We start from the raw sequence: 18,864 nt of genomic DNA on the forward strand, positions 1-18,864 counted from the left end.
AGCGTGCGTCACTGCATCATCATGTACTCCTCGGCGGACACCGGCTCCTCATCGGAGGCGTCCGGCACGCTGGCCGGGACCTGGCATTCGGCCGTGCCACCGTTGTCCGCCGCAACCTCGAGCACCGGCCCCAGCGCCTCAGCCAGGGCCTGTGCAGCCTCCCGGGCGGTGGAGTCCAGACCGTCATCGGGGACCACGGCGATGGCGACAGGGACCTGACGGTCCTTCTCCCCCACCAGTCCGAACTCACGCAGCACATAGGTTCCGTCGTTCTCCGGACCCCACCCGCCCTTGAAGCGGGCACCGGGCAGCACACCGAGGCCCATCCGGTGGACCGCGATGACCTGCCCCATTTCGTCGAGGACCGGTTCCGACCCGTCCAGGCAGGCCATGCGGTCGGCGAAGGTCACCTGGTCGTCGAGGGTCCAGTGGATGTCACCGAAACCGGTGTAGTCCGGCTCGCTCTCCGCGGCGACCGCGTCGGTGGGGTCCCCGGTCTCCTTGAGGACCTCCGTCAGCGCGGCCGACCCCTGCTGCCAACTGCCGAGGCTGGTGAACAGGCGCATCGCGGCGTCATTGTCGGACATGGTCATCGCGGCGGTGATGTCGTCGGCGATGTACCCGGTGGTGCCGTTGTCCTCGGCGTGCTGCTGTGCGGCGATCGCCACCGGGACCTTCGTCGTCGACCAGGCGCGGACCTCCTGCAGCTCACCGGCGTGCAGCACCTCACCGTCGGACTTCAGGCTCACACCGAGGGACGCGTCGTAGCTCCGGGAGACCTCCTCGACGATCCGGTCGATCTCGTCGGGGACCCGCTCGGAGTCCAGGGTGTCCAGGGTGTCCCGGCTGTCAGTCTGCGCGTCCTGCGCGTCCTGCGCGTCCTGCGCCTCCTGCTCCTCCGTGCCGCCGTCGTCCCTGCCGGTGACGATGAGGACGGTGACGACCACGGCGAGTATCACGAGGAGTACCGGGCCGATGATCCACCGGCCGGGGCGTCGCGTCCTCTGATCAGGTCGGGTATCGGTCATGGGAGTGACTGTAGATCACGGACCTGACGGGCCAGGAGTCGGAGAGTCAGGACCACGGCCAGGATTCCTTCACCGGCGCCCCGTCGTTCTGCCGCCAGCTGTTGGCCGTCACCGCGGCATCGGCGACATTGGCCATCGCCCGACATCCTGCCCCGCGCAGCCCGGCGTCCGTACAGGACCCAGTCATCCGGGACGCCAACTGCCGGTCCAGCGCCGGACGTACCCCACGCGGGATGTCCTCACCGGTGGCGTCGGCGACGCGCAGCAGGTCATAGCCCAGGTCGTGGGTGAGGCAGGCCGGGGTGAAAGACGCCGGCAGCGGAACCGGGGAGGAGCAGTCCCCCTCCGGATCCGAGGGGACACCGTCGACGACCACCGGCTGATACCCCAGTTCCCCGGTGATCTCCTCAGGCAGGGCCGCGATCCAGGCCTCCGCGTCAGTCACAGCGGACACGTCGTCCTCATCACCGTCGACACCCACCACGGCGAGGTCCTGCGCGGCCGCGACGGCGGACCCGGGCAGCGCCGGCGCAGTGTCCGCGGCGTCAGCAGCATCCCTGACGACTGCAGTGTCCGCGCTGTTCTCGACCCGTGCCGCGTCCACCGGTACGGCCGCCGCCGCCGCCGACCCGCCGAGGGCGAGCACCAGCGTCGCGGCGATGCGGGAGGTGAGGAGGTAGCGGGGACGGGTCAGCAGGGTGCGGGTAGAGAGGCGTGTCATGACCGTGAACGCTATGGAGCGCCGTCCACCGCCCGGATCCCTCACGGCAGTGATCTTCCCCGCCACCCGAATCACCCTGGAGAGGGATGCCCTGTCCCACGTCGCGCTCTAGTGTCGGAAACCATGAGCCCCACCCTGCATCGTCCCCGGTTCACCCGTCAGCGGTCCACCCGACCGTTGTCCACCTTGCGGACGAACCCGCAGGTGCGGCAGTACGGCGCCCCGGCGCTGGTGGTCCTGTTCGCGGGCATTCTCTTCGCCGTCGCCTGGCCCACCTTCCATCTCACCCACTCCCTGCACGCGGCGATCGTGCCGCTGCTCGCCGCCGCCGGAACACTGCCGGTGATCACCGCCGTGCGCTGGCCGGTGGTGTCCTGGTCGGTCGTCGCGGCCGCCTGCCTGATCAGCCGTCCGCTGCACGACAACCCCGACTTCGCCCTGGGCTGGCCGGTCGCCTTCCACCTCGCCCTGGCGTTCACCCTGGCGGTCGTCGTCCTGCGCGGGCCGGCCCGTGACGTGGCCTTCGCCGTCACCGGCACCGCCCTGCTGATGCTGACCAACCCGACCGAGGTCATCGTCGGCTGGCTCGTCGGCGCACTGGTGTGGTCCGTGTTCTTCCTGCTGCTGCGCTGGCTGCTCGCCTCCCGACGCCAGGTGAAGACGGAGACCACCCGCGCGACCGAGCAGTCCCAGCTGCGGGTGATGGCCGAGGAGCGCAACCGGCTGGTCCGTGACCTGCATGACGTGGTCGCCCACCAGATGTCGATGATCGTGGTGCAGTCACAGTCCGCGCCCTACCGGCTCCAGGACGTCACCCCGGCAGTCCACGCCGAGTTCGACTCCATCGCCGGTACCGCCCGTGAGGCTCTCAACCAGGTCCGCGAACTGCTCGGGGTGCTGCGCTCGGACGCCGAATCCGGGGCCACCACCCCGGTCGGCGCCGACCAGATCGAACCGGTGCTCACCACCGCCCGGCGCGCCGGCATGGACCTCACCTGGACCCTCGACAATTCCGTCGACTCCCTCGACGACACGGTCGGGGTGGTGCTGCAGCGCGTCCTGCAGGAATCCCTGTCGAACGCCTCCCGCCACGCGCCGGGCGGGAAGGTCCTGGTCAACCTGACTGTCACAGAGAAGGACGGACGCCGCGACGCGGACCTGACCGTCGACAACGGTCCGGCCGCTCCCGGGGAGATCGTCCCCCCGGAACACAGTGGCGGGGCGGGGATCCCGGGAATGGCCGCCCGGGTGCAGGCAGTCGGCGGATCGTTCACCGCCCTGCCCGCCGCCGACGGCGGGTTCAGCGTCCGTGCCGTTGTCCCGGTCTCCCGGTGAGCACGGGTGAACGACAGGTAGGTTCGGTGTCCATGGGAGATATCACCGTCACCGTCGTCGACGACCAGGCCATGGTCCGGCAGGGTTTCGCCGCCCTGCTCGGTGCCCAGCCGGACATCACCGTCGTGGGGGACGCCGCCGACGGTGCCCAGGCTGTCGAGCAGGTCACCCGGCTACACCCGGACGTGGTGTTCATGGATGTCCGGATGCCGGTGATGGACGGCCTGGAGGCCGCCCGCCGCATCCTGTCCGCCGGGCTGGACCCGGCACCGAAGATCGTCATGCTCACCACCTTCGACCTCGACGACTATGTCTTCGAGGCACTGCAGATGGGCTGTTCCGGATTCCTGCTTAAAGACGCCCCGGCCGACGAACTCCTCCGGGCTGTCCGCCTCGCCGTGACCGGGGAAGCGCTGCTCGCCCCGTCGGTGACGAAACGCCTCATCGAGGACGCCGTGGCGAAGCGTCCCGCCGGACGCACCCGACCCGGTGACGGGAACACCGCCGGGCAGGCGGCGCTGCGGGCGCTGAAGACGCTGACACCCCGCGAGCACGAGATCCTGGAACAGATCGCCACCGGCCGGTCCAACCAGGAGATCGCCGAGACCCTGTTCATCTCCGAGGAGACGGTGAAGACGCACGTGCGCAAGGTGCTGCAGAAGCTGTCCCTGCGTGACCGGGTGCAGGCCGTGGTCTTCGCCTACGAGAACGGCGTGGCCTGAGGCCCCTCCCTCTGGCCCCTCCCTCTGAAGGGTGAGCCACGAATCCCCCGTCACGGGGATCCGGCCGGTGACCTGAGCTCCGTACGTTGCGGGTCATGGCCACACCGACAGTCCCCCGCCCCGCGACAACCCCGTCCGCATCCTCCCACCCGCCGCGCCTGTCACGGGCCCGCCGCACCGTCGCCGGACTGTCGCTGCTGCTCCTCGTCCTGTTCGCCGGTTTTCCCCCACGGGCTCGCCGGAGCAGCGCTGTGGTGGTCTCTGGACTCCGGCCCGTTCGCCCGGTCCCCGCGCGACATACTCACCGAGGCGTCCCCGGTCGGGGCGGTCCGTGTCTTCGGTGACTACCCCGGGACCGACGCCACCAGCGCCGCCCGCGACACTGTCGACGCCCTGGAGGACGCCGGCGGCTTCGACCGGAGCTATCTCAGCATCGACCTGCCGACCGGCTCGGGGTGGGTCGACCCGGACCAGGTCGAGGCCATGGAGGACTGGGCCGACGGCGACATCGCCTCGGTGTCCGTGCGCTACTCCGCCGCCCCCTCCGCCGCGGTCCTGCTGCTGCAGCGCGACCTCGCCGAAGACTCGGCCGAAGCACTGATCAGGGAGGTCGCGGACCGGGTCGCCGCCTATCCTGCGGACGACCGGCCGCAGATCATCGTCCACGGCCAGAGTCTCGGGGCGACCGTCGGCACCGACATCCTCGCCGCCGACCCAGCCCTGGAGGACGCCGTCTCCGTCGCCCTGTGGCAGGGCCTTCCCGGTGGCGCCGATGATCCCGCGCCGGCTGACCGGTGCACCGTCTCCGAACTCAACGACGGTGACCCGGTCGGGAAACTCTCCCTGTCACTGCTCGCCGACCCGGTGGAGACCGTGAAGGTGCTGACCGACCTCCCCGGCTCCGAGCAGGGGCCGGTCGGTTCGGGGCACAGCTACGGTGGTGTCCTCCCGCCGGCGGAATGCATCAACTGATATCAGGCGAGGTCAGCTGACCACACCGACGGTCTCGGCGTCGTCCGTCATCCCTGCGACGGCCTCCTCACCCTGCACCCCGGCGAGCGTCCGCAGTCCCTCGGTCACCAGCTTCGACCAGGTGCCGACGGTCTGGCAGGCCTCCGGGGTCTGCGGGTAGCGCACGCGCAGCCGCATACCGTCACTGTTGAGGACGAACCAGGCCATCACCCCGTCGGTGCGGATCCACGCCGACACGTGCTGGGGCTGCGCCTCCGCCGGCAGCTGCACCGGGAGACGACGGTTGTCCAGCCACGACAGGGCGAACATCCCCGGAGTCGGCGGCATTCCGCCCCACGGACGCAGCAGTGGCTCCAGTGGGTGTGCACCCAGACTGATGGCGTCGGAGACCGCGGCGTCGCACTCCAACGGATCGGCCGAATCGCACTCCAGGACAGAGTTGGTGATGAACCAGCCGACCGAGTCCGCCCACTTCCGCCGATCCCCCTCCGGACCACGCCGGGAGTGCACCGGGAACACCGCGCGCAACGACCCGGCGTCCATCCGGTGGTTCACCCCGACCAGCACGCTGACCGCCAGGGGAAGCAGCCGGACGCCGGCGTCCTGCGCGGCCCGTTCCAGTGCGGCGACACCGTCGGTGTCCAGCACGTCGATGACCTCCACCACCTCGTCGCGGGGTGCGGAGACGTCACCGAGCGACAGCGGGAACCGCGGCATCAGCCCGTCCCCGTCCGCCATGATCCGGGCCCAGCGGTTCCGGACCTCCGTCGGGGCGGTCGGACGCAGCTCCAGGTCACGGGTGTGGTCGGCGAAGGACGGCACCGACTCCGGCATTTCCGGAGCGCCACCCTCGACGAGATCCACCCCTTCGTGCTCGCCGACCCCGAGAAAGGCGAGCATGTCGCGGGCCAGGACCAGCAGGGACCAGGCGTCCCCGTGGCTGTGGTCGAGACCGATGACGGCGGTGCGGGTGCCGTCAGCGTGGGTGGTGACGGTCAGCCGGTACGACGGGGTACCGAAGGGATCGCAGGCCACGTCGAAAAGCCCCCGCAGGACGCCCCGCGGGTCGGCGATGCCGTCACCGACCCGACGCCACTGGCCACCGGTGATGACGATGTCATGCGTCCTGATCAACCGTGGTGACCCGGGTGGAGCTGTCCTGGAGGCGGCGTCCTCCCGGAGAACCGTGCGTAGTGTCCCGTGCCGGTCGATGACCCTGCGCCAGGCGTCCCCGAGCCTCCCGAGCCCGACCGGCGGGACGGCGAAGGCCACCGCCAGCCAGGAGCCGGGCCGCGACCCGGCCCCGGCGTGCTTCGCCTGGTCGAAGGAGGCCGCGTGGCCGTCCGGGTGCGCGCCGGGCGCGGGGGCCACTGTGGTCTCGAACACGTGAACCTGTCCTGCAGAAATGTCCATACGGGCTACAGTTGTGAGTCTCATACCCCGCAATCTAGGCACGGGGGATTACAGCGGTATTTCCGGAAAGGGACAAACCATGAGCGCCAGTACGGGTGGCCCGACAGTCTCGACTGCTCCGACGGGAACTGTCGAAGCGGACGCCACTGCGGGGTACATCGAGGGTCTGGCGTACGACGCCTGGGGTCCCGCCTCCGGCATCCCGGTGGTCCAGCTGCACGGTCTGACCTCCAGCCGCGCCCGGGACGTGGTGCTCCACCTCGACCTCACCGCCGGTCAGGATGACCTGCGGGTGCTGCGGTATGACGCCCGGGGCCACGGCCACTCGCTCGGCGCCCGGATCCCCGCGCTGTACCACTGGACGTCCCTGGCGCGTGACCTGGGACGAATGATGCACTTCTTCGACGAGACCGACGACGACGGCACCACGGTCACCCCACCGGTCGCGGCCGTGGGCCAGTCGATGGGTGCGGCGACGATCCTCACCGCCGCAGCCTCGGACCCGGCGACCGCCCGTGAGCGGTTCTCCTGCCTGGTGCTCGGTATCCCGCCGACGGCCTGGGAACTGCGCGGCAACCGGGCCGGGATCTACGAGGCGAACGCCCGCTTCGTCGAGGAACACGGACTGGCAGCATTCGCGGAGACGACCCGTGCCGAGCCGGTGCCGCCCACCCGCGGTGCTGATGTGCCCTTCACCTGGCCGGATATCGACCAGTCACTGCTTCCCTCGGTGTACCGGGGTGCGGCCGGTAATGATCTGCCGCCCCGGGAAAGGATCGCCGAGCTGGGGAAGACCGGGATCCCGGTGTTCATCCTCGGCTGGGTGGAGGACAAGGGGCATCCGCTGGAGGTTCTCCATGAGCTGGCGGAGCTGCTGCCGACCGCGCAGACGACCATTGCGCACACCCCGGAGGACGTGGCGGCGTGGCCGGACCTGATCGGGGAGTTCATCCGCAGGCATGCGTGAGGTGTCCGGGCTTCTCTGCCTGGCCGAGCCGACGGCGTACACAATCATCACGGATCGGGCCTGTCGGTACAACGCAAGGACCTGAAACGTGATGATCGTGTACAGGCGCCCGGTTCACCCGACAAGGACACGTCTGGACATATGACGAAGGCCCCGCGACCGGACACTCTCCGGCGGCGGGGCCACTGTGGTGCGCCCGGATGCGACCCGGCCGGGTGGTTCCCACGAGCTTGACCACCCTGTCGGGTCGTTCCCGGAACCCGTACCTCCCCGGGTGGCATCTGACTCCGCTCAGCGGCATCCCTTCCTGTCGCCTCGACCATTCCGGACGACGTAGACAGCTGCCACCACGCAGAACGGGATGCCACCTCACCAGAACCCCACCCGAGATATCCGACGCCGGTTGCGACACTTCTTCACAGTCACGCGGCGCCGCGTCGTTCCCCGTATTCGCGCCCCCCTGCACCCTGCCCTTGTCCGGGAGCAGTGCCCTCATCCGGAAGTAGTGGCGGGAGGTCGGAAAACCCCGGTCCGGGTGACCTGCCGACACTATGTCCGTGCGTGACGTAGGCCCACCATCAACCCCGGTCCGTCCGACAAGGACATGTCTAGACATATGAAGAAGGCCCCGCGACCGGACACTGTCCGGCGGCGGGGCCACTGTGGTGCGCCCGGAGGGATTCGAACCCCCAACCTTCTGATCCGTAGTCAGATGCTCTATCCGTTGAGCTACGGGCGCTTACCTGCGCTGCCGATCTCCCGGCAACGAAGAGACAGCCTACACAGCTGCGGTAGATTCCACAAAAGGCCAGGCCATGGTTGTTAAACCGGCCGGCACCCGGGCGTCGCGCCAGCCATCCCACCGGCCACCGCCGCCAGGCATCACCTCCGCCGTCACACCCGACGCCGGCCCGCCGTCAGTTGATCTTCCCGACCAACTTCAACGGGAGGATCCGTAGCAGCGGCCCCATGACCCGCCAGGGCCAGCCGGGGACGTACGCCTTCCGCCTGCGCTCCTCGATCGCCGCGAGCATGGACTTCACGCCCTTCTCCGTGGAGACCATCAGCGGCGGACGCTCCACCTTCCCGTCGTCCCCCTCCTTGCGCGTGGTCATCTCGGACTCGATGTAGCCGGGCAGGATCACGGTGACGTCGATCGGCGTCTTCGCCTGCAGGAGTTCGCTCTGCAGCCCCTCCCCCAGGTTCGCCACGAAAGCCTTCGTGGCACCGTAGGTGGCCATCGCCTTCCGGCTGCCGCGGACCGCCGAGACCGAGGACACGAGCACGAGGTGCCCGGCATTGCGCTCCCGGAAGACCTCCATCGCCGCCTCAGCCTGTGCCAGCGCACCGAGGACATTGGTCTGTGCGGTCTCCCGGTTGGCGTCCGGCTCCCCGGACCCGATCTCACGGCCCTTGCCCAGGCCGGCGTTGGCGACGATCCGGCCGAGCCCGCCGGCGTCGGCGTCCGCGGTACGGAACACCTCCCGCACGGCGTCCCCGTCGTTGACGTCCAGGGCGTAGGTGCGCACCGTGACAGAGGGGTGGGACGCGGTGATCTCGGTCGCCAGCTCATCAAGGCGGTCGGTACGCCGGGCACAGAGCGCGAGATCGCGGCCGAGGGCGGCGGACTGTCGGGCGAGTTCGGCACCGAGGCCGGAGCTCGCACCGGTGATCAGGGTGGTGAAGGAAACAGTGTCAGTCACAGCAGCGAACCTAACAAAAGAATCCCGTCCCGGCGGTCGTTTGCACGACCCCGGAACGGGATTCAAGAAAAGCGTGCGCCCGGAGGGATTCGAACCCCCAACCTTCTGATCCGTAGTCAGATGCTCTATCCGTTGAGCTACGGGCGCCCGCTGTTTCCAGCGACTTCAGTTTTCCCCGGCACACCACCAGACGGAGTACGTCACACGATCCCGGGGTACACCACACACCCCGTATAACGGGACCGAGTCCATGTTGTCCGGAACTCACCACAAGATCCGGACGGCTTCTGACGCATCCTCACGAAAGCCGTGGGAAGCTGAAGTGGCGGAGACGAGAGGATTTGAACCTCCGGTCCTCTGTTAGGAAGACAACTCATTAGCAGTGAGTCCCATTCGGCCGCTCTGGCACGTCTCCACACCGTCGCTCGCGCGACGGCTCCCGTCACACTACATCAGCCCCCGCGGCACGACAAACCTGCACCGAGACTAGGCTGTTCCCCATGATCAGGCCTGCACTTTCCGCCCTCCCGTCCTATGCCCAGGGTTCCGATGACCCCCAGGGCCTGAAGCTCTCGAGCAACGAGATCACCCAGGGGCCGCTGCCCGGTGTCATCGAGGCCGCGGCCCATGCCCTGGCGGCCTCCAACCGCTACCCGGACATGGCCGCCACCGGGCTGCGCACCGCCATCGCGCAGTGGCACGGCATCGATTCCTCACTCCCCATCACCGCCGAGAACGTCGCCGTCGGTGCCGGCTCTTCCGCGCTGATCCAGCAGGCCGTCCTGGCGTGCTGCCGCGGTGGCGACGGGATCGACGGCAGCGCCCCCGACGAGGTCGTCTACCCGTGGCGCAGCTTCGAGGCCTACCCCATCTTCGCGCAGGTCGCCGGTGCCACCGCCGTGGAGGTTCCGCTGACCCCGGAACTGCGCAACGACCTGCCTGCACTTGCCGCAGCGGTCACCGGGCGCACCCGGCTGATCATCGTCTGCAACCCGAACAACCCGACCGCCACGACCGTCACCCGCAACGAACTCGAGGACTTCCTCGACGCCGTACCGCAGGACGTCCAGGTGCTCCTCGACGAGGCGTACTTCGAGTACGTCCGCAACGAGAAGTCCCCCGACGGTCTGTCACTGCTGGCCACCTACCCGAATCTCGCGGTGGCCCGCACGTTCTCCAAGGCCTACGGCCTGGCGGGCCTGCGTGTCGGCTACGTCATCGGACGCCCGGAGTTCATCGACGCCCTGAACAAGGTCTGCATCCCGTTCAGCAACAACGCGGTCGCCCAGGCCGCCGCGATCGCCAGCATCGACGCCCGGCGCGAGCTGCTGGCCCGCACCGACGAGACGGTGGTCCAGCGCCGTCGCGTCCTCAACCGGCTGCCGGAGTCGCTGCAGGGCCCGGCGGAGGCGAACTTCGTGTGGCTGCCGCTGGGCGACCGGTCCCGCGAGTTCGCCGACGCAATGGCCGAGCGGCACATCGTCGTCCGGTGCTTCGACGGTGACGGGGTGCGCATCACGATCACCGACGAAGCCGAGACGGATTCGCTGCTCACCGCGCTGGACGTGGTGGGTATCGACGACTTCGCACGGTAGAAACACCGGCGTAACCCGCGGGGCGGAGACTGCGGACATGAACACGCTGAACTCCTCACCCTTCTCCCCGCTGTTCGCGACCCGTCCCGCCGCCACCCCTGCCATCCATGATCTCGACGGTTTCAACACTGCTCCCGCCGACCAGCTGACCACGCTGCTGACGTTCATGACCGCCTGCCAGGAGCTTGCCCGCACCATCGTGGTGGGACGCCCCTATCTCCGTACCGGTGACGTCTTCACCGCGGCGTCCCGCTCCCTGCGTACGCTGCCGACGCCCCTGATCAAGGGGATCGTCGACGTCCACCGCCCGGTCGACCGCGTCCCGCTGATCGAGGACGCCGCCTCTGCCGGCACGCTCACCGGGGAACAGGTCAGCGACCTGCGTGAGGCCGCGCTGGGCTATGCGGCGGTGCAGGGACACCTCTACATCGCGGACCCGGCGGTGTGGGGTTCGGCGGAGGCTGTGGCGATGATCCCGGAGACCGTCCCGGACGCCGCACGACCGGTCACGGAGGTCTACGACCAGATGCTCGCCGACGTGGACGCCAGGACGCTCCTGCCACCGGCGAAGGCCTGGGAGGTCACCGTGGACCACCTGGAGGAGTCCAACCGGCTGAAGCTGGTGACCCTGCTCGGCACAGAAGACTGACAGGGGGCACTACCGTCCCCGTACCGGCTCAGTACCCGGCGCCCTCGAGGGTGCCGGGGATGTAGCCTGCCGCCGGATCGGTGACCACGCAGGTCACCGTACGGTCACCGGCCGCCCAACTCTCCTTGGAGGGGGCATAGGTGATGACGTCGAAGAGAGAGGAGTCGAAGGGGTACCCGATGTAGTCCTCGAAGGCCTCACCGGTGCACACCGCGGCGGTGAACTGCGACATCCGGGCGCCGGGGAAGAGCACCTGGTTGTCGAGGTCCTCCTGGGCGTAGACCTCGCCGACATGGGGGTCGTCGCAGTCGACGGTGACCACACCGGTGGTGGACGACGGAACAGTGCCGTCGATGCCCTCCGGGACTTCGGGGCCCGTCGCGGCGTCCGTGGCCGTCTCCCCGGCATCGTCCTCAGTGGTGTCGGAGCCCTCAGCTTCCTCGTCCGCCGGAGAATCAGCCTCGGCATCCTCGGCGTCGCCGTCCGCCTCAGACTCCCCGGGGGCCACCTCCCCGGCGGCCGCACCGAGATCGGCGACGCAGTCGCCCACTGACAGCCCCAGGGTCGCCGGATCGACGTCCGTCTCCGGGGCAGCGGTGGAGGCGTCCGCGTCCTCCGGGGTGGAACTGTCGTCGGAGGTGCAGGCGGTCAGCGTCAGGCCCGCCGCGGTCACCACAGCTGTGGCGGACAGCAGCGCCCGGGCGCCCGAGGAGGTCTTTCGCATGAGGGTGATAGTACCGACCCTCAGGGCTTCCACCACTGACGGGTGGGGACGCTGATGTAGCCCTCGTCGTCCGGCTTCACACCGAGCACCTGGTGCAGCTGGATCCTGTTGTGCTCGAAATGCCACTCGGAACCGGCCATGTACAGGCCGAACAGTCGGGCGGTCGGTTCACCGACGAGGTCCACGGCGTCCTCCCAGTTGGTGGCGAGCAGCTCGCACCAGTCGTGGAGGGTGCGCTGGTAGTTGGGACGCAGGTCCTCCTCGTGGACGACGTCGAAGCCGGCGTCCTGCATGATCGTGATGATCCTGCCGGAGCCGGTGAGCTCACCGTCGGGGAAGATGTACCGGTCGATGAACTGGCCGGTCTTCGTCTTCACGTTGTTGGGCCGGGTGATGCAGTGGTTGAGCATACGTCCGCCGGGACGCAGCTTCGAGAACAGGAACTCGAAGTAGGCCTCGTAGTTCGGCACACCGATGTGCTCGAGGATGCCGATCGCGCTCACCGCGTCGAACTTCGTCTCGGGGACGTCGCGGTAGTCGATGCAGCGCACCTCCGCGAGATCCTGGAGACCCTCCTCCTCGATCTTCGCCTTGCCCCACTCGTACTGCTCCTGGGACAGGGTCACACCGACGGCCTTCACACCGTGGCGTGCGGCGTAGCGGACCATGCCGCCCCAGCCGCAACCGACGTCGAGCAGCCGCTCGCCGGGCTTGAGCCCCAGCTTGTCGAACACCAGGCGGTGCTTGTTGTCCTGGGCGGCGGTGAGTGGCGCGTTCGCGTCCGCCCCCTTGGCCCAGTTCTCCGGGTTCCAGTCACCGGCCGGGCCGGGGATGTTGTCCAGGCCCTCGTCCTCGGGGTAGTAGGCGCAGGTGTAGGCCATCGAGTCGCCGAGGAAGAGCTCGTAGAAGTCGTTGCCGACGTCGTAGTGACGGCTGACGACCTCCTTGTCACGCTCCTTGGAGTGCCGGGACAGGCCCTCGAGCAGCGCGCGCTTCCAGCCGGGCAGGGTCTCCTGGACCGGGGCAGGCTGGAACCGGAAGACCTTGAGGCGCTTCAGGGTGCGCAGGATCTCGACCATCTCGGACGCCGAGGGGCGGTGGAACTGGTCGTAGAGGTGCTGCAGGTGGTCGAAGACCGCGATCGGGTGCCCGGGGTGCTCACCGGAGATCTTCAGACCACCGGTGATGTAGGCCCGCGCCAGGCCCAGGTCACCGGGGGCGGTGACGACATAGGCCAGGGCGTCCGGGGAGGTGATCTCCAGGCGCAGGTCAGCGTCCTCCGGACCGGCTGTGGAACCGTCGAAGGCGGTGACATGGAAGGGCATCGGCGGGGCGATGACCTTCTCGACGATCTGCCCCACGGTCAGTGGGGTGAAAGCGGCGCGGCTGCTGCTCATCTACGGCTCCTTGTCTTCCGGTGTCTTCCGGTGTCTTCTGGTGTCTTCCGGTGTCTTCCGGTGTCTTCTTGTCTTTTCTAGATGCTGGTGACGGTCTTCTCGTACAGCCCGGGGAAGCGTCCGTCCGGGTCGTACACCGCCTTGAGCTTCTGCGGCAGATCTCCGCCGTACAGGGCAGCGAACTCGTCCTCGGAGTAGAACGCCTCGGAGTACAGCGACTTGTGGCCGCCGAGACCGGCGACGACGCGCTCGATCTCCCGGTTGAAGGCACCGGGGCCGGCGTCGGCACCCATGAGGTCGGCGGGGACCGAGGACCAGAAGCCGACGTTGACCCAGGTATCCCCCGGGGTCAGCGGGTACAGCGGCCAGGGGCTGGTCGCCGCACCGTCGGTGTCGAGCACCTCGGTGCGCCCTGCCAGGGATCCGACGCCGTCGGCCAGCCGGATAGGGCACAGCCACACCGGTTCGATCTCGCAGTGGGTGAAGAACCAGGTGAGGTACTCCGGCAGGTTGTCCGGGGTGACCTCGATGTCCTGGACGACACGCTCACGCGGTGGTCGGCCGTTGCGGGCCTCGATCCGGTCGGCGAGGTCGTACTTACGGTCCCAGCCGATGATCTTCCAGTAGAAGCTGGAACGCAGCAGATCACGCGGCCACAGGGTGCGGATCGTGGGGTTCTGGGTGCCGAAGGCACGGTTGCACCAGAACCAGTCGATGTCCCAGCGCCAGAGGTAGTCCCGGATCGTCAGGCGGTCATAGGAGATGCCCGTCGGGTGCTGCAGGGAGCGGTAGTAGATCCTGCCGTGGGTGTAGTCGCTGACCGGGCCCGGCTCGTCGGTCTGCCGGCCGAGGGTCAGGTAGGCCTCGTCGAGGGAGAAGACCACTCCGTCGAGGTAGTCGACCTGCTGGCCCTCGTACTCCCTGGTCTCGCTGATCTCGGCGAGTGACGCGGAAACGGACTCCACGTCATCGAAGCGGACGTGCCGCAGCTCGACGTAGGCGGGCACCTTCTCGCAGGTGATCTTCAACCGGACCGAGTAGCCGAGCGAACCGTAGGAGTTCGGGAAGCCACGGTAGAGGTCGGCGTTCTGCGTCGGCGAGCAGGTGACCACCTCGCCGGTGCCGGTGAGCACGTCCATCTCCAGGACGGCCTCGTGCGGCAGACCGTTGCGGAAACTGGTGGACTCCACTCCCATGCCGGTGACCGCGCCGCCGAGGGTGATGGTCTTCAGCTGCGGGACGACGGTCGGCACCAGGCCGAACGGCAGGAGGGTGTCCACCAGATCCTCGTAGGTGCACATGCCCTGGACGTCGGCGGTGTTGTTCACCGGATCGACGGCGATGACGGAGTGCAGCCCGGAGACGTCGAGGCCGGCCATGTCGCCGCTGCGCCCGCGGAAGAGGTTGGAGGTCTTCTTCGCCAGGCGGACGCGCTGACCGGCGGGCACGGCGGCGAAGCTGTCGGTGAGACGCTGGACGGCCTGTGCGTGCTCGAACCATCCGACCGGGGCGAGATCGCGCTGGTCGAGGCCATTTCCGATGTGGATGTGATCGGTCAGTTTACCGGCGATGCTGACTGCGGCGTCCTTCAGGCTCATGGAGAACCACTTTAGCCCTCCGGCGGGTGAGTCGCCGGTGAACCCCGGCACTGCAGCCGTCCCACCACCTACTCTGGGGGTCATGGTCGACCTCCCCTTCGCCGCAGGACGCCGCGACCTCGCCGACGCCCTGGCGTCCCGCGGCTGCGCGGTGGTCCAGGCCCCGCCCGGCACCGGCAAGACGACGCTGGCCCCGCAGTATGTGCTGGACCATGTGCGCGGCGCCGGGTTGGACGGTCGGGTCATCGTCACCCAGCCCCGCCGGGTGGCCGCACGATCCTCGGCCTCCCGCATCGCGGAACTGCGGGGAAGCCGGCTCGGTGACGAGATCGGCTACACCGTCCGTGGCGACCGGCAGGTGTCCGCGCACACCGACATTGAGACGGTGACGCCGGGCGTGCTGTTGCGCCGACTGCTCGACGACCCTGACCTGGACGGGGTCGCAGCGGTGGTCATCGACGAGATCCATGAGCGCCATCTCGAATCCGACCTGGTCTTCGGCATGCTCGCCCAGCTGCGGGAGTTGCGGGATGACCTGGTACTCGTCGCCATGTCCGCCACTCTCGACGCCGCCCGCTTCGCCACCCTGCTCGGCGGGGAGGAGGGGCCGGCACCTCTGGTGGACGTTCCCTCCCCTATCCACCCGCTGGACATCCGGTACGCCTCCGCCGCCGAGTCCATGGTCAACCGCGACCGACGTCACCGCTCGGCGGTCGAGGATCTGGTCACCGCCACCGTGCGCCGCGCACTGACGGAGACGGGTTCCGGCGATGTGCTCGCCTTCGTGCCCACCGTCCGTGGCACCGAGACGGTCGCCGCAGCGCTGTCCCGGGACGGGGTACCTGCCCATGCCCTCCACGGTCGGTTGAGCACCACCGAACAGGCGGGGATTGTCAGCGGGCACAGTGCTGACGCCGCTCGCCGCGTCATCGTCGCCACCGATGTGGCCGAATCCTCGCTGACGGTGCCCGGTGTGCGCGTGGTGGTGGACACCTGCCTGTCCCGCGTCTCCCGGCGCGACACCACCCGCGGCATGTCCGTGCTGGTCACCGAGACCGCCTCCCAGGCGTCGATGACCCAGCGTGCCGGGCGTGCCGGGCGTGAGGGCCCGGGCACGGTGTACCGCTGTCTCACCGCCGAGCAGTACGCCAAGGCCCCGGCCGCGTCCCCGCCTGCGGTGTTGACCAGTGATCTCACCGCCGCGATGCTCGATGTGGCGTGCTGGGGGTCACCCCGTGGCGCGGACCTGCCGCTGCCCGATGCCTTCCCCACCGCGGCGGCCGATGCCGCGGAGGATGCGCTGCGTGGCATCGGCGCAGTGGATTCCTCCGGCGAGGCCACCCGGGAAGGACGCCGCCTCGCCCGTATCCCCACCGATCCCCGGCTGGCCCGCGGTGGGTTGGTCGCCACAGCACGGGTGGACGCCGCCACGGTCGCCAAAGTCCTGGCCGTCCTCGACGGCGGTGTCGGGTCCCCCGACGACCTGCCGAGAAACCTCCCGTCGGCGAAGGATCCGGTGGTGTCCCGCTTCCGGCAGATCCTGCAGGACGCCGCGTCGTCCAGCTCGGGGAACGCCCACCCTGATCTCCGCGGCGCTGATGCCGTTGCCTACACCCTGGCCTGCGCCTTCCCCGGACTCATCGCCCACCGTGTCGCGTCCTCCGGCAACCGCTGGCTCACGGTTTCAGGGACGGGTGCGGTGTGGCGGGACGGTGCCGGTAGTGGTGCAGCGAGCACAGAATGGATCGCCGTAGCGGACATCGCCCGGGCGTCCACCCACTCCACCGACGGCACCGGTGCGGAGATCCGTGCTGCCGTCCCCCTGTCCGAGGACCTGGCCTTCGATGCCGCCGCCCCACTGCTGCGCGACGGGATGACCTGTACCTGGACACCCGGTGGCCCGACCGGGAAACTCAGTGCCCGCCGCGTGCGGGGTCTGGGAGCGGTGGAGTTGGCGTCCTCCCCGGTGTCGGTGAAGGATGTCAGCGCATCCGCGCGCGAGGACGCGGTGCGCGCCGGGCTGGCATCCCACGGGTTGGGCGCTCTGGAGTGGTCGAAGAACGCCGACGAACTGCGCCGACGGATCCAGTACCTGCATGACCAGGGCGTGGACGGGTATCCGGATGTGGCGGATGCCTCGCACGCCTACCGGCTGCTCGAATGTGTGGTGCCGGACCTGGTCACAGGACGGCGTCCTGATCTGGCGGGGCTGCTGCGCGGGCTGATCCCGTGGAACCACCCGATCGACGATGCCGCGCCGACATCCCTGGAACTTCCGGCGGGACGCACCGTGCATCTGCACTACCCTGAGGTCGACACGGGCGGTCCGGTGGTGGTGGCGACGAAGCTGCAGGACTGCTTTGGACTGCAGGCCTCCCCCGAGGTCGCCGGTCGCCGGATCCAGTTCCAGCTGCTCTCCCCCGCGCAGCGTCCCCTCGCGGTCACCGATGACCTGGCAAGTTTCTGGGCCGGGCCGTACCTGCAGGTCCGTTCAGAGATGCGCGGGCGGTATCCGAAGCACCCCTGGCCGGAGAAGCCCTGATCCCCGTCGCGCCCGGGCCGCGGTGGGAGCTACTTCCTGCTGCCGGTGAGCTTGCCGACGATCCAGAGGAAGATCACCGCGCCGAACAGACAGGTGAGGAAGCTGAAGATCCAGCCGCCACCGGAGACGTCCACGCCGAAGAGAGTGAGCAGCCAGCCACCGAGGGAAACCACCGATGACACCGACGATGATGTTGAGCACCAGGCCCATCTCACTGTCACGGCCCATGATCTTGGAACCGATCCAGCCGGCGAGGCCGCCGATGATGACCCAGCCGACGAAGCCGAGGGCGGGGGTGGAGCCGGCGGCGAGGATGATTGTTGAAGTGTCCATGCCCCCTTCTTACATTGCTTCTGACCTGTGTGAAAGCCCCTTGTGGAAGTGAACGGGTTGCAGTTGCCCACAGGCTCCTGGGCTCTTGCTGTCGGAGTGACGGACCGATGCTGGACGATCGGGTACGGTTCCGGTCACCTCGTCGAGGGGACGGGGCGGAAGGTACGGAGGGGGAACTATGACACTGACAGCCCTGTCAGAAGATGCGGTAGAGAACTGGCAACCCCCGATCCCGGCACGGGGATTCCTGGGCGTGATCGTCACCATGGCAGTCAACGGCAGTCAACGGCAGTCAACGGCAGTCAACACTGCCTTGGTCCGTGTCGGCGCCAGAACCCTGATCCCGGTGAACAGGAGTTGGGGTGGGCGCACCTGGACATTCTGGCCGTCAGGCCACCGGCTACACATTCGGAACGGGACTTCATCCAGCTCATGGCTCTTCATCGCCTGGGACGGGACAATGACAGCAGAGCACACGGAAGGATGCGGATGACCATGACGACCAGTTTCCCGAGGCCTGGCCTCGAAAGCCTGGATGCCAGTGGACTCCGGGTCCGCCGGGCAGCCGCCAAGGCAGCTGTCTCCGCGGGCACCGGAACCGGCGACATCCTCCCCGGGTGGATCTACGGGTTGGCAGGCAAGCCGGTTCCGGAGGGCGCCACCGATGAAGTGCAGCGCAACCCGGACCGTGACGGCTACGACTGGACCTGACCGGCACCCTTCCGGTTCTTCTCCACCGCGGTCGTTCCCCAGGCCAGGACGCCTGCCCCGATGATCCCGGTGAGCATGCTGAGGTACATCCCGTTGCCCACGGCGTCCACCCCGAACAACGTGATGATCCAGCCACCGATGACTGCGCCGACCAGCCCGGCGAGCGCCGCGGTCACATAGGCCCGGCGCGTCTGGTCCTCCGGAGTCTCTTTGCGGGATACCGCGACGAGCATCACCGCGAGCACTCCGACGGTGAGCCCGATGAGAATCCAGGCGACGAAACTGAGGGGTGGGGCAGAACCTAGTGCGAGCACTGTTGTTTCCATGCCCTCATTAGTAGTCGAGTTCGGCTGTGTTCACCGTGGGTTTCGTGAGGAACCGGCAGGAACCGGCAGGAACAGGCAGGAACAGGCCGGAACGGGTATGAACTTGTACCGAAACCTGCATGAAACGC

General features: G+C 68.6%; 16 protein-coding genes, 3 tRNA genes and 1 pseudogene. 8 read left to right on the top strand and 12 right to left on the bottom strand.

The features are described from left to right. Positions 1-8: 8 nt before the first annotated feature. Together ACZ9GM_RS10600 and ACZ9GM_RS10605 are read right to left on the bottom strand one after the other, a co-directional pair. Positions 9-1,028: a serine hydrolase gene (locus tag ACZ9GM_RS10600; RefSeq protein ID WP_476037801.1), complete on the bottom strand. Its 1,020-nt coding sequence runs from the start codon at positions 1,026-1,028 to the stop codon at positions 9-11. Between the two features lie 46 nt (positions 1,029-1,074). Continuing rightward, a complete protein-coding gene (locus tag ACZ9GM_RS10605; RefSeq protein ID WP_476037802.1) occupies positions 1,075-1,749 on the bottom strand; it encodes a hypothetical protein in 675 nt (224 codons plus the stop codon). 123 nt (positions 1,750-1,872) lie between these two features. Between ACZ9GM_RS10605 and ACZ9GM_RS10610 the strand changes: the two genes are divergently transcribed. The 3 genes from ACZ9GM_RS10610 to ACZ9GM_RS10620 all read left to right on the top strand — a co-directional run bounded on the left by ACZ9GM_RS10610 (position 1,873) and on the right by ACZ9GM_RS10620 (position 4,778). Then, positions 1,873-3,084, top strand: a complete 1,212-nt coding sequence (locus ACZ9GM_RS10610) for a sensor histidine kinase (protein ID WP_476037803.1) — start codon at positions 1,873-1,875, stop codon at positions 3,082-3,084. A gap of 32 nt (positions 3,085-3,116) precedes the next feature. Then, positions 3,117-3,806 carry a response regulator gene (locus tag ACZ9GM_RS10615; protein WP_476037804.1) on the top strand — a complete coding sequence of 230 codons (690 nt, stop codon included), beginning with the start codon at positions 3,117-3,119 and terminating at the stop codon, positions 3,804-3,806. Between the two features lie 393 nt (positions 3,807-4,199). After that, positions 4,200-4,778 carry an alpha/beta-hydrolase family protein gene (locus ACZ9GM_RS10620; RefSeq protein WP_476038348.1) on the top strand — a complete coding sequence of 193 codons (579 nt, stop codon included), beginning with the start codon at positions 4,200-4,202 and terminating at the stop codon, positions 4,776-4,778. Positions 4,779-4,790: 12 nt separating this feature from the next. Here ACZ9GM_RS10620 and ACZ9GM_RS10625 read toward each other — a convergent pair whose 3' ends face one another. Further along, positions 4,791-6,164 carry a condensation domain-containing protein gene (locus tag ACZ9GM_RS10625; RefSeq protein WP_291474415.1) on the bottom strand — a complete coding sequence of 458 codons (1,374 nt, stop codon included), beginning with the start codon at positions 6,162-6,164 and terminating at the stop codon, positions 4,791-4,793. Between the two features lie 106 nt (positions 6,165-6,270). Between ACZ9GM_RS10625 and ACZ9GM_RS10630 the strand changes: the two genes are divergently transcribed. Then, on the top strand, positions 6,271-7,158 hold the full coding sequence (locus tag ACZ9GM_RS10630) for an alpha/beta fold hydrolase (protein ID WP_291474416.1): 888 nt from the start codon (positions 6,271-6,273) through the stop codon (positions 7,156-7,158). Between the two features lie 663 nt (positions 7,159-7,821). Here the strand turns inward: ACZ9GM_RS10630 and ACZ9GM_RS10635 are convergent. From ACZ9GM_RS10635 to ACZ9GM_RS10650, 4 genes are all read right to left on the bottom strand, one after another. Next, positions 7,822-7,897, bottom strand: a tRNA-Arg gene (locus ACZ9GM_RS10635). A 178-nt stretch (positions 7,898-8,075) separates the two neighbouring features. After that, on the bottom strand, positions 8,076-8,861 hold the full coding sequence (locus ACZ9GM_RS10640) for an SDR family oxidoreductase (protein ID WP_291474417.1): 786 nt from the start codon (positions 8,859-8,861) through the stop codon (positions 8,076-8,078). Positions 8,862-8,935: 74 nt separating this feature from the next. Beyond that, positions 8,936-9,008, bottom strand: a tRNA-Arg gene (locus ACZ9GM_RS10645). Between the two features lie 176 nt (positions 9,009-9,184). Beyond that, positions 9,185-9,276 (bottom strand) — tRNA-Ser (locus tag ACZ9GM_RS10650). 85 nt (positions 9,277-9,361) lie between these two features. Here ACZ9GM_RS10650 and ACZ9GM_RS10655 point away from each other — a divergent pair. Next, positions 9,362-10,456, top strand: coding sequence for a histidinol-phosphate transaminase (locus tag ACZ9GM_RS10655; RefSeq protein ID WP_291474418.1), 1,095 nt, complete (start codon positions 9,362-9,364; stop codon positions 10,454-10,456). 37 nt (positions 10,457-10,493) lie between these two features. After that, positions 10,494-11,105: a hypothetical protein gene (locus ACZ9GM_RS10660; RefSeq protein WP_291474419.1), complete on the top strand. Its 612-nt coding sequence runs from the start codon at positions 10,494-10,496 to the stop codon at positions 11,103-11,105. Between the two features lie 28 nt (positions 11,106-11,133). Here the strand turns inward: ACZ9GM_RS10660 and ACZ9GM_RS10665 are convergent, their stop codons facing one another. From ACZ9GM_RS10665 to ACZ9GM_RS10675, 3 genes are all read right to left on the bottom strand, one after another. Continuing rightward, positions 11,134-11,829, bottom strand: a complete 696-nt coding sequence (locus ACZ9GM_RS10665) for a septum formation family protein (protein ID WP_291474420.1) — start codon at positions 11,827-11,829, stop codon at positions 11,134-11,136. 20 nt (positions 11,830-11,849) lie between these two features. Then, complete coding sequence (locus tag ACZ9GM_RS10670; protein ID WP_291474421.1) at positions 11,850-13,226, bottom strand: class I SAM-dependent methyltransferase; 1,377 nt, start codon at positions 13,224-13,226, stop codon at positions 11,850-11,852. A gap of 77 nt (positions 13,227-13,303) precedes the next feature. Further along, on the bottom strand, positions 13,304-14,824 hold the full coding sequence (locus ACZ9GM_RS10675; protein WP_291474422.1) for an FAD-binding oxidoreductase: 1,521 nt from the start codon (positions 14,822-14,824) through the stop codon (positions 13,304-13,306). An 82-nt stretch (positions 14,825-14,906) separates the two neighbouring features. Between ACZ9GM_RS10675 and ACZ9GM_RS10680 the strand changes: the two genes are divergently transcribed. Then, positions 14,907-17,366, top strand: a complete 2,460-nt coding sequence (locus ACZ9GM_RS10680) for an ATP-dependent RNA helicase (protein ID WP_476037805.1) — start codon at positions 14,907-14,909, stop codon at positions 17,364-17,366. Between the two features lie 29 nt (positions 17,367-17,395). Here the strand turns inward: ACZ9GM_RS10680 and ACZ9GM_RS10685 are convergent. Continuing rightward, positions 17,396-17,699, bottom strand: a pseudogene (locus tag ACZ9GM_RS10685) (GlsB/YeaQ/YmgE family stress response membrane protein). Positions 17,700-18,194: 495 nt separating this feature from the next. On the opposite strand from ACZ9GM_RS10685, the gene ACZ9GM_RS10690 reads away from it, so the two are divergent. After that, complete coding sequence (locus tag ACZ9GM_RS10690; RefSeq protein ID WP_476037806.1) at positions 18,195-18,410, top strand: hypothetical protein; 216 nt, start codon at positions 18,195-18,197, stop codon at positions 18,408-18,410. Here ACZ9GM_RS10690 and ACZ9GM_RS10695 read toward each other — a convergent pair. Next, positions 18,395-18,736 (bottom strand): GlsB/YeaQ/YmgE family stress response membrane protein, encoded by a 342-nt coding sequence (locus tag ACZ9GM_RS10695; protein WP_291474425.1) that lies wholly within the window; start codon positions 18,734-18,736, stop codon positions 18,395-18,397. The two genes, ACZ9GM_RS10690 and ACZ9GM_RS10695, sit on opposite strands and share 16 nt — an antisense overlap. Positions 18,737-18,864 lie beyond the last annotated feature (128 nt).

This window comes from Corynebacterium sp. UD i78 (assembly GCF_056280545.1).

What these genes read in the sequence shown, in the direction of transcription:
- ACZ9GM_RS10600 (WP_476037801.1), bottom strand. Translation starts at nt 1,028, where the DNA reads ATGACCGATACCCGACCTGATCAGAGGACGCGACGCCCCGGCCGGTGG.
- ACZ9GM_RS10605 (WP_476037802.1), bottom strand. Translation starts at nt 1,749, where the DNA reads ATGACACGCCTCTCTACCCGCACCCTGCTGACCCGTCCCCGCTACCTC.
- ACZ9GM_RS10610 (WP_476037803.1), top strand. Translation starts at nt 1,873, where the DNA reads ATGAGCCCCACCCTGCATCGTCCCCGGTTCACCCGTCAGCGGTCCACC.
- ACZ9GM_RS10615 (WP_476037804.1), top strand. Translation starts at nt 3,117, where the DNA reads ATGGGAGATATCACCGTCACCGTCGTCGACGACCAGGCCATGGTCCGG.
- ACZ9GM_RS10630 (WP_291474416.1), top strand. Translation starts at nt 6,271, where the DNA reads ATGAGCGCCAGTACGGGTGGCCCGACAGTCTCGACTGCTCCGACGGGA.
- ACZ9GM_RS10655 (WP_291474418.1), top strand. Translation starts at nt 9,362, where the DNA reads ATGATCAGGCCTGCACTTTCCGCCCTCCCGTCCTATGCCCAGGGTTCC.
- ACZ9GM_RS10660 (WP_291474419.1), top strand. Translation starts at nt 10,494, where the DNA reads ATGAACACGCTGAACTCCTCACCCTTCTCCCCGCTGTTCGCGACCCGT.
- ACZ9GM_RS10665 (WP_291474420.1), bottom strand. Translation starts at nt 11,829, where the DNA reads ATGCGAAAGACCTCCTCGGGCGCCCGGGCGCTGCTGTCCGCCACAGCT.
- ACZ9GM_RS10670 (WP_291474421.1), bottom strand. Translation starts at nt 13,226, where the DNA reads ATGAGCAGCAGCCGCGCCGCTTTCACCCCACTGACCGTGGGGCAGATC.
- ACZ9GM_RS10675 (WP_291474422.1), bottom strand. Translation starts at nt 14,824, where the DNA reads ATGAGCCTGAAGGACGCCGCAGTCAGCATCGCCGGTAAACTGACCGAT.
- ACZ9GM_RS10680 (WP_476037805.1), top strand. Translation starts at nt 14,907, where the DNA reads ATGGTCGACCTCCCCTTCGCCGCAGGACGCCGCGACCTCGCCGACGCC.
- ACZ9GM_RS10690 (WP_476037806.1), top strand. Translation starts at nt 18,195, where the DNA reads ATGACGACCAGTTTCCCGAGGCCTGGCCTCGAAAGCCTGGATGCCAGT.
- ACZ9GM_RS10695 (WP_291474425.1), bottom strand. Translation starts at nt 18,736, where the DNA reads ATGGAAACAACAGTGCTCGCACTAGGTTCTGCCCCACCCCTCAGTTTC.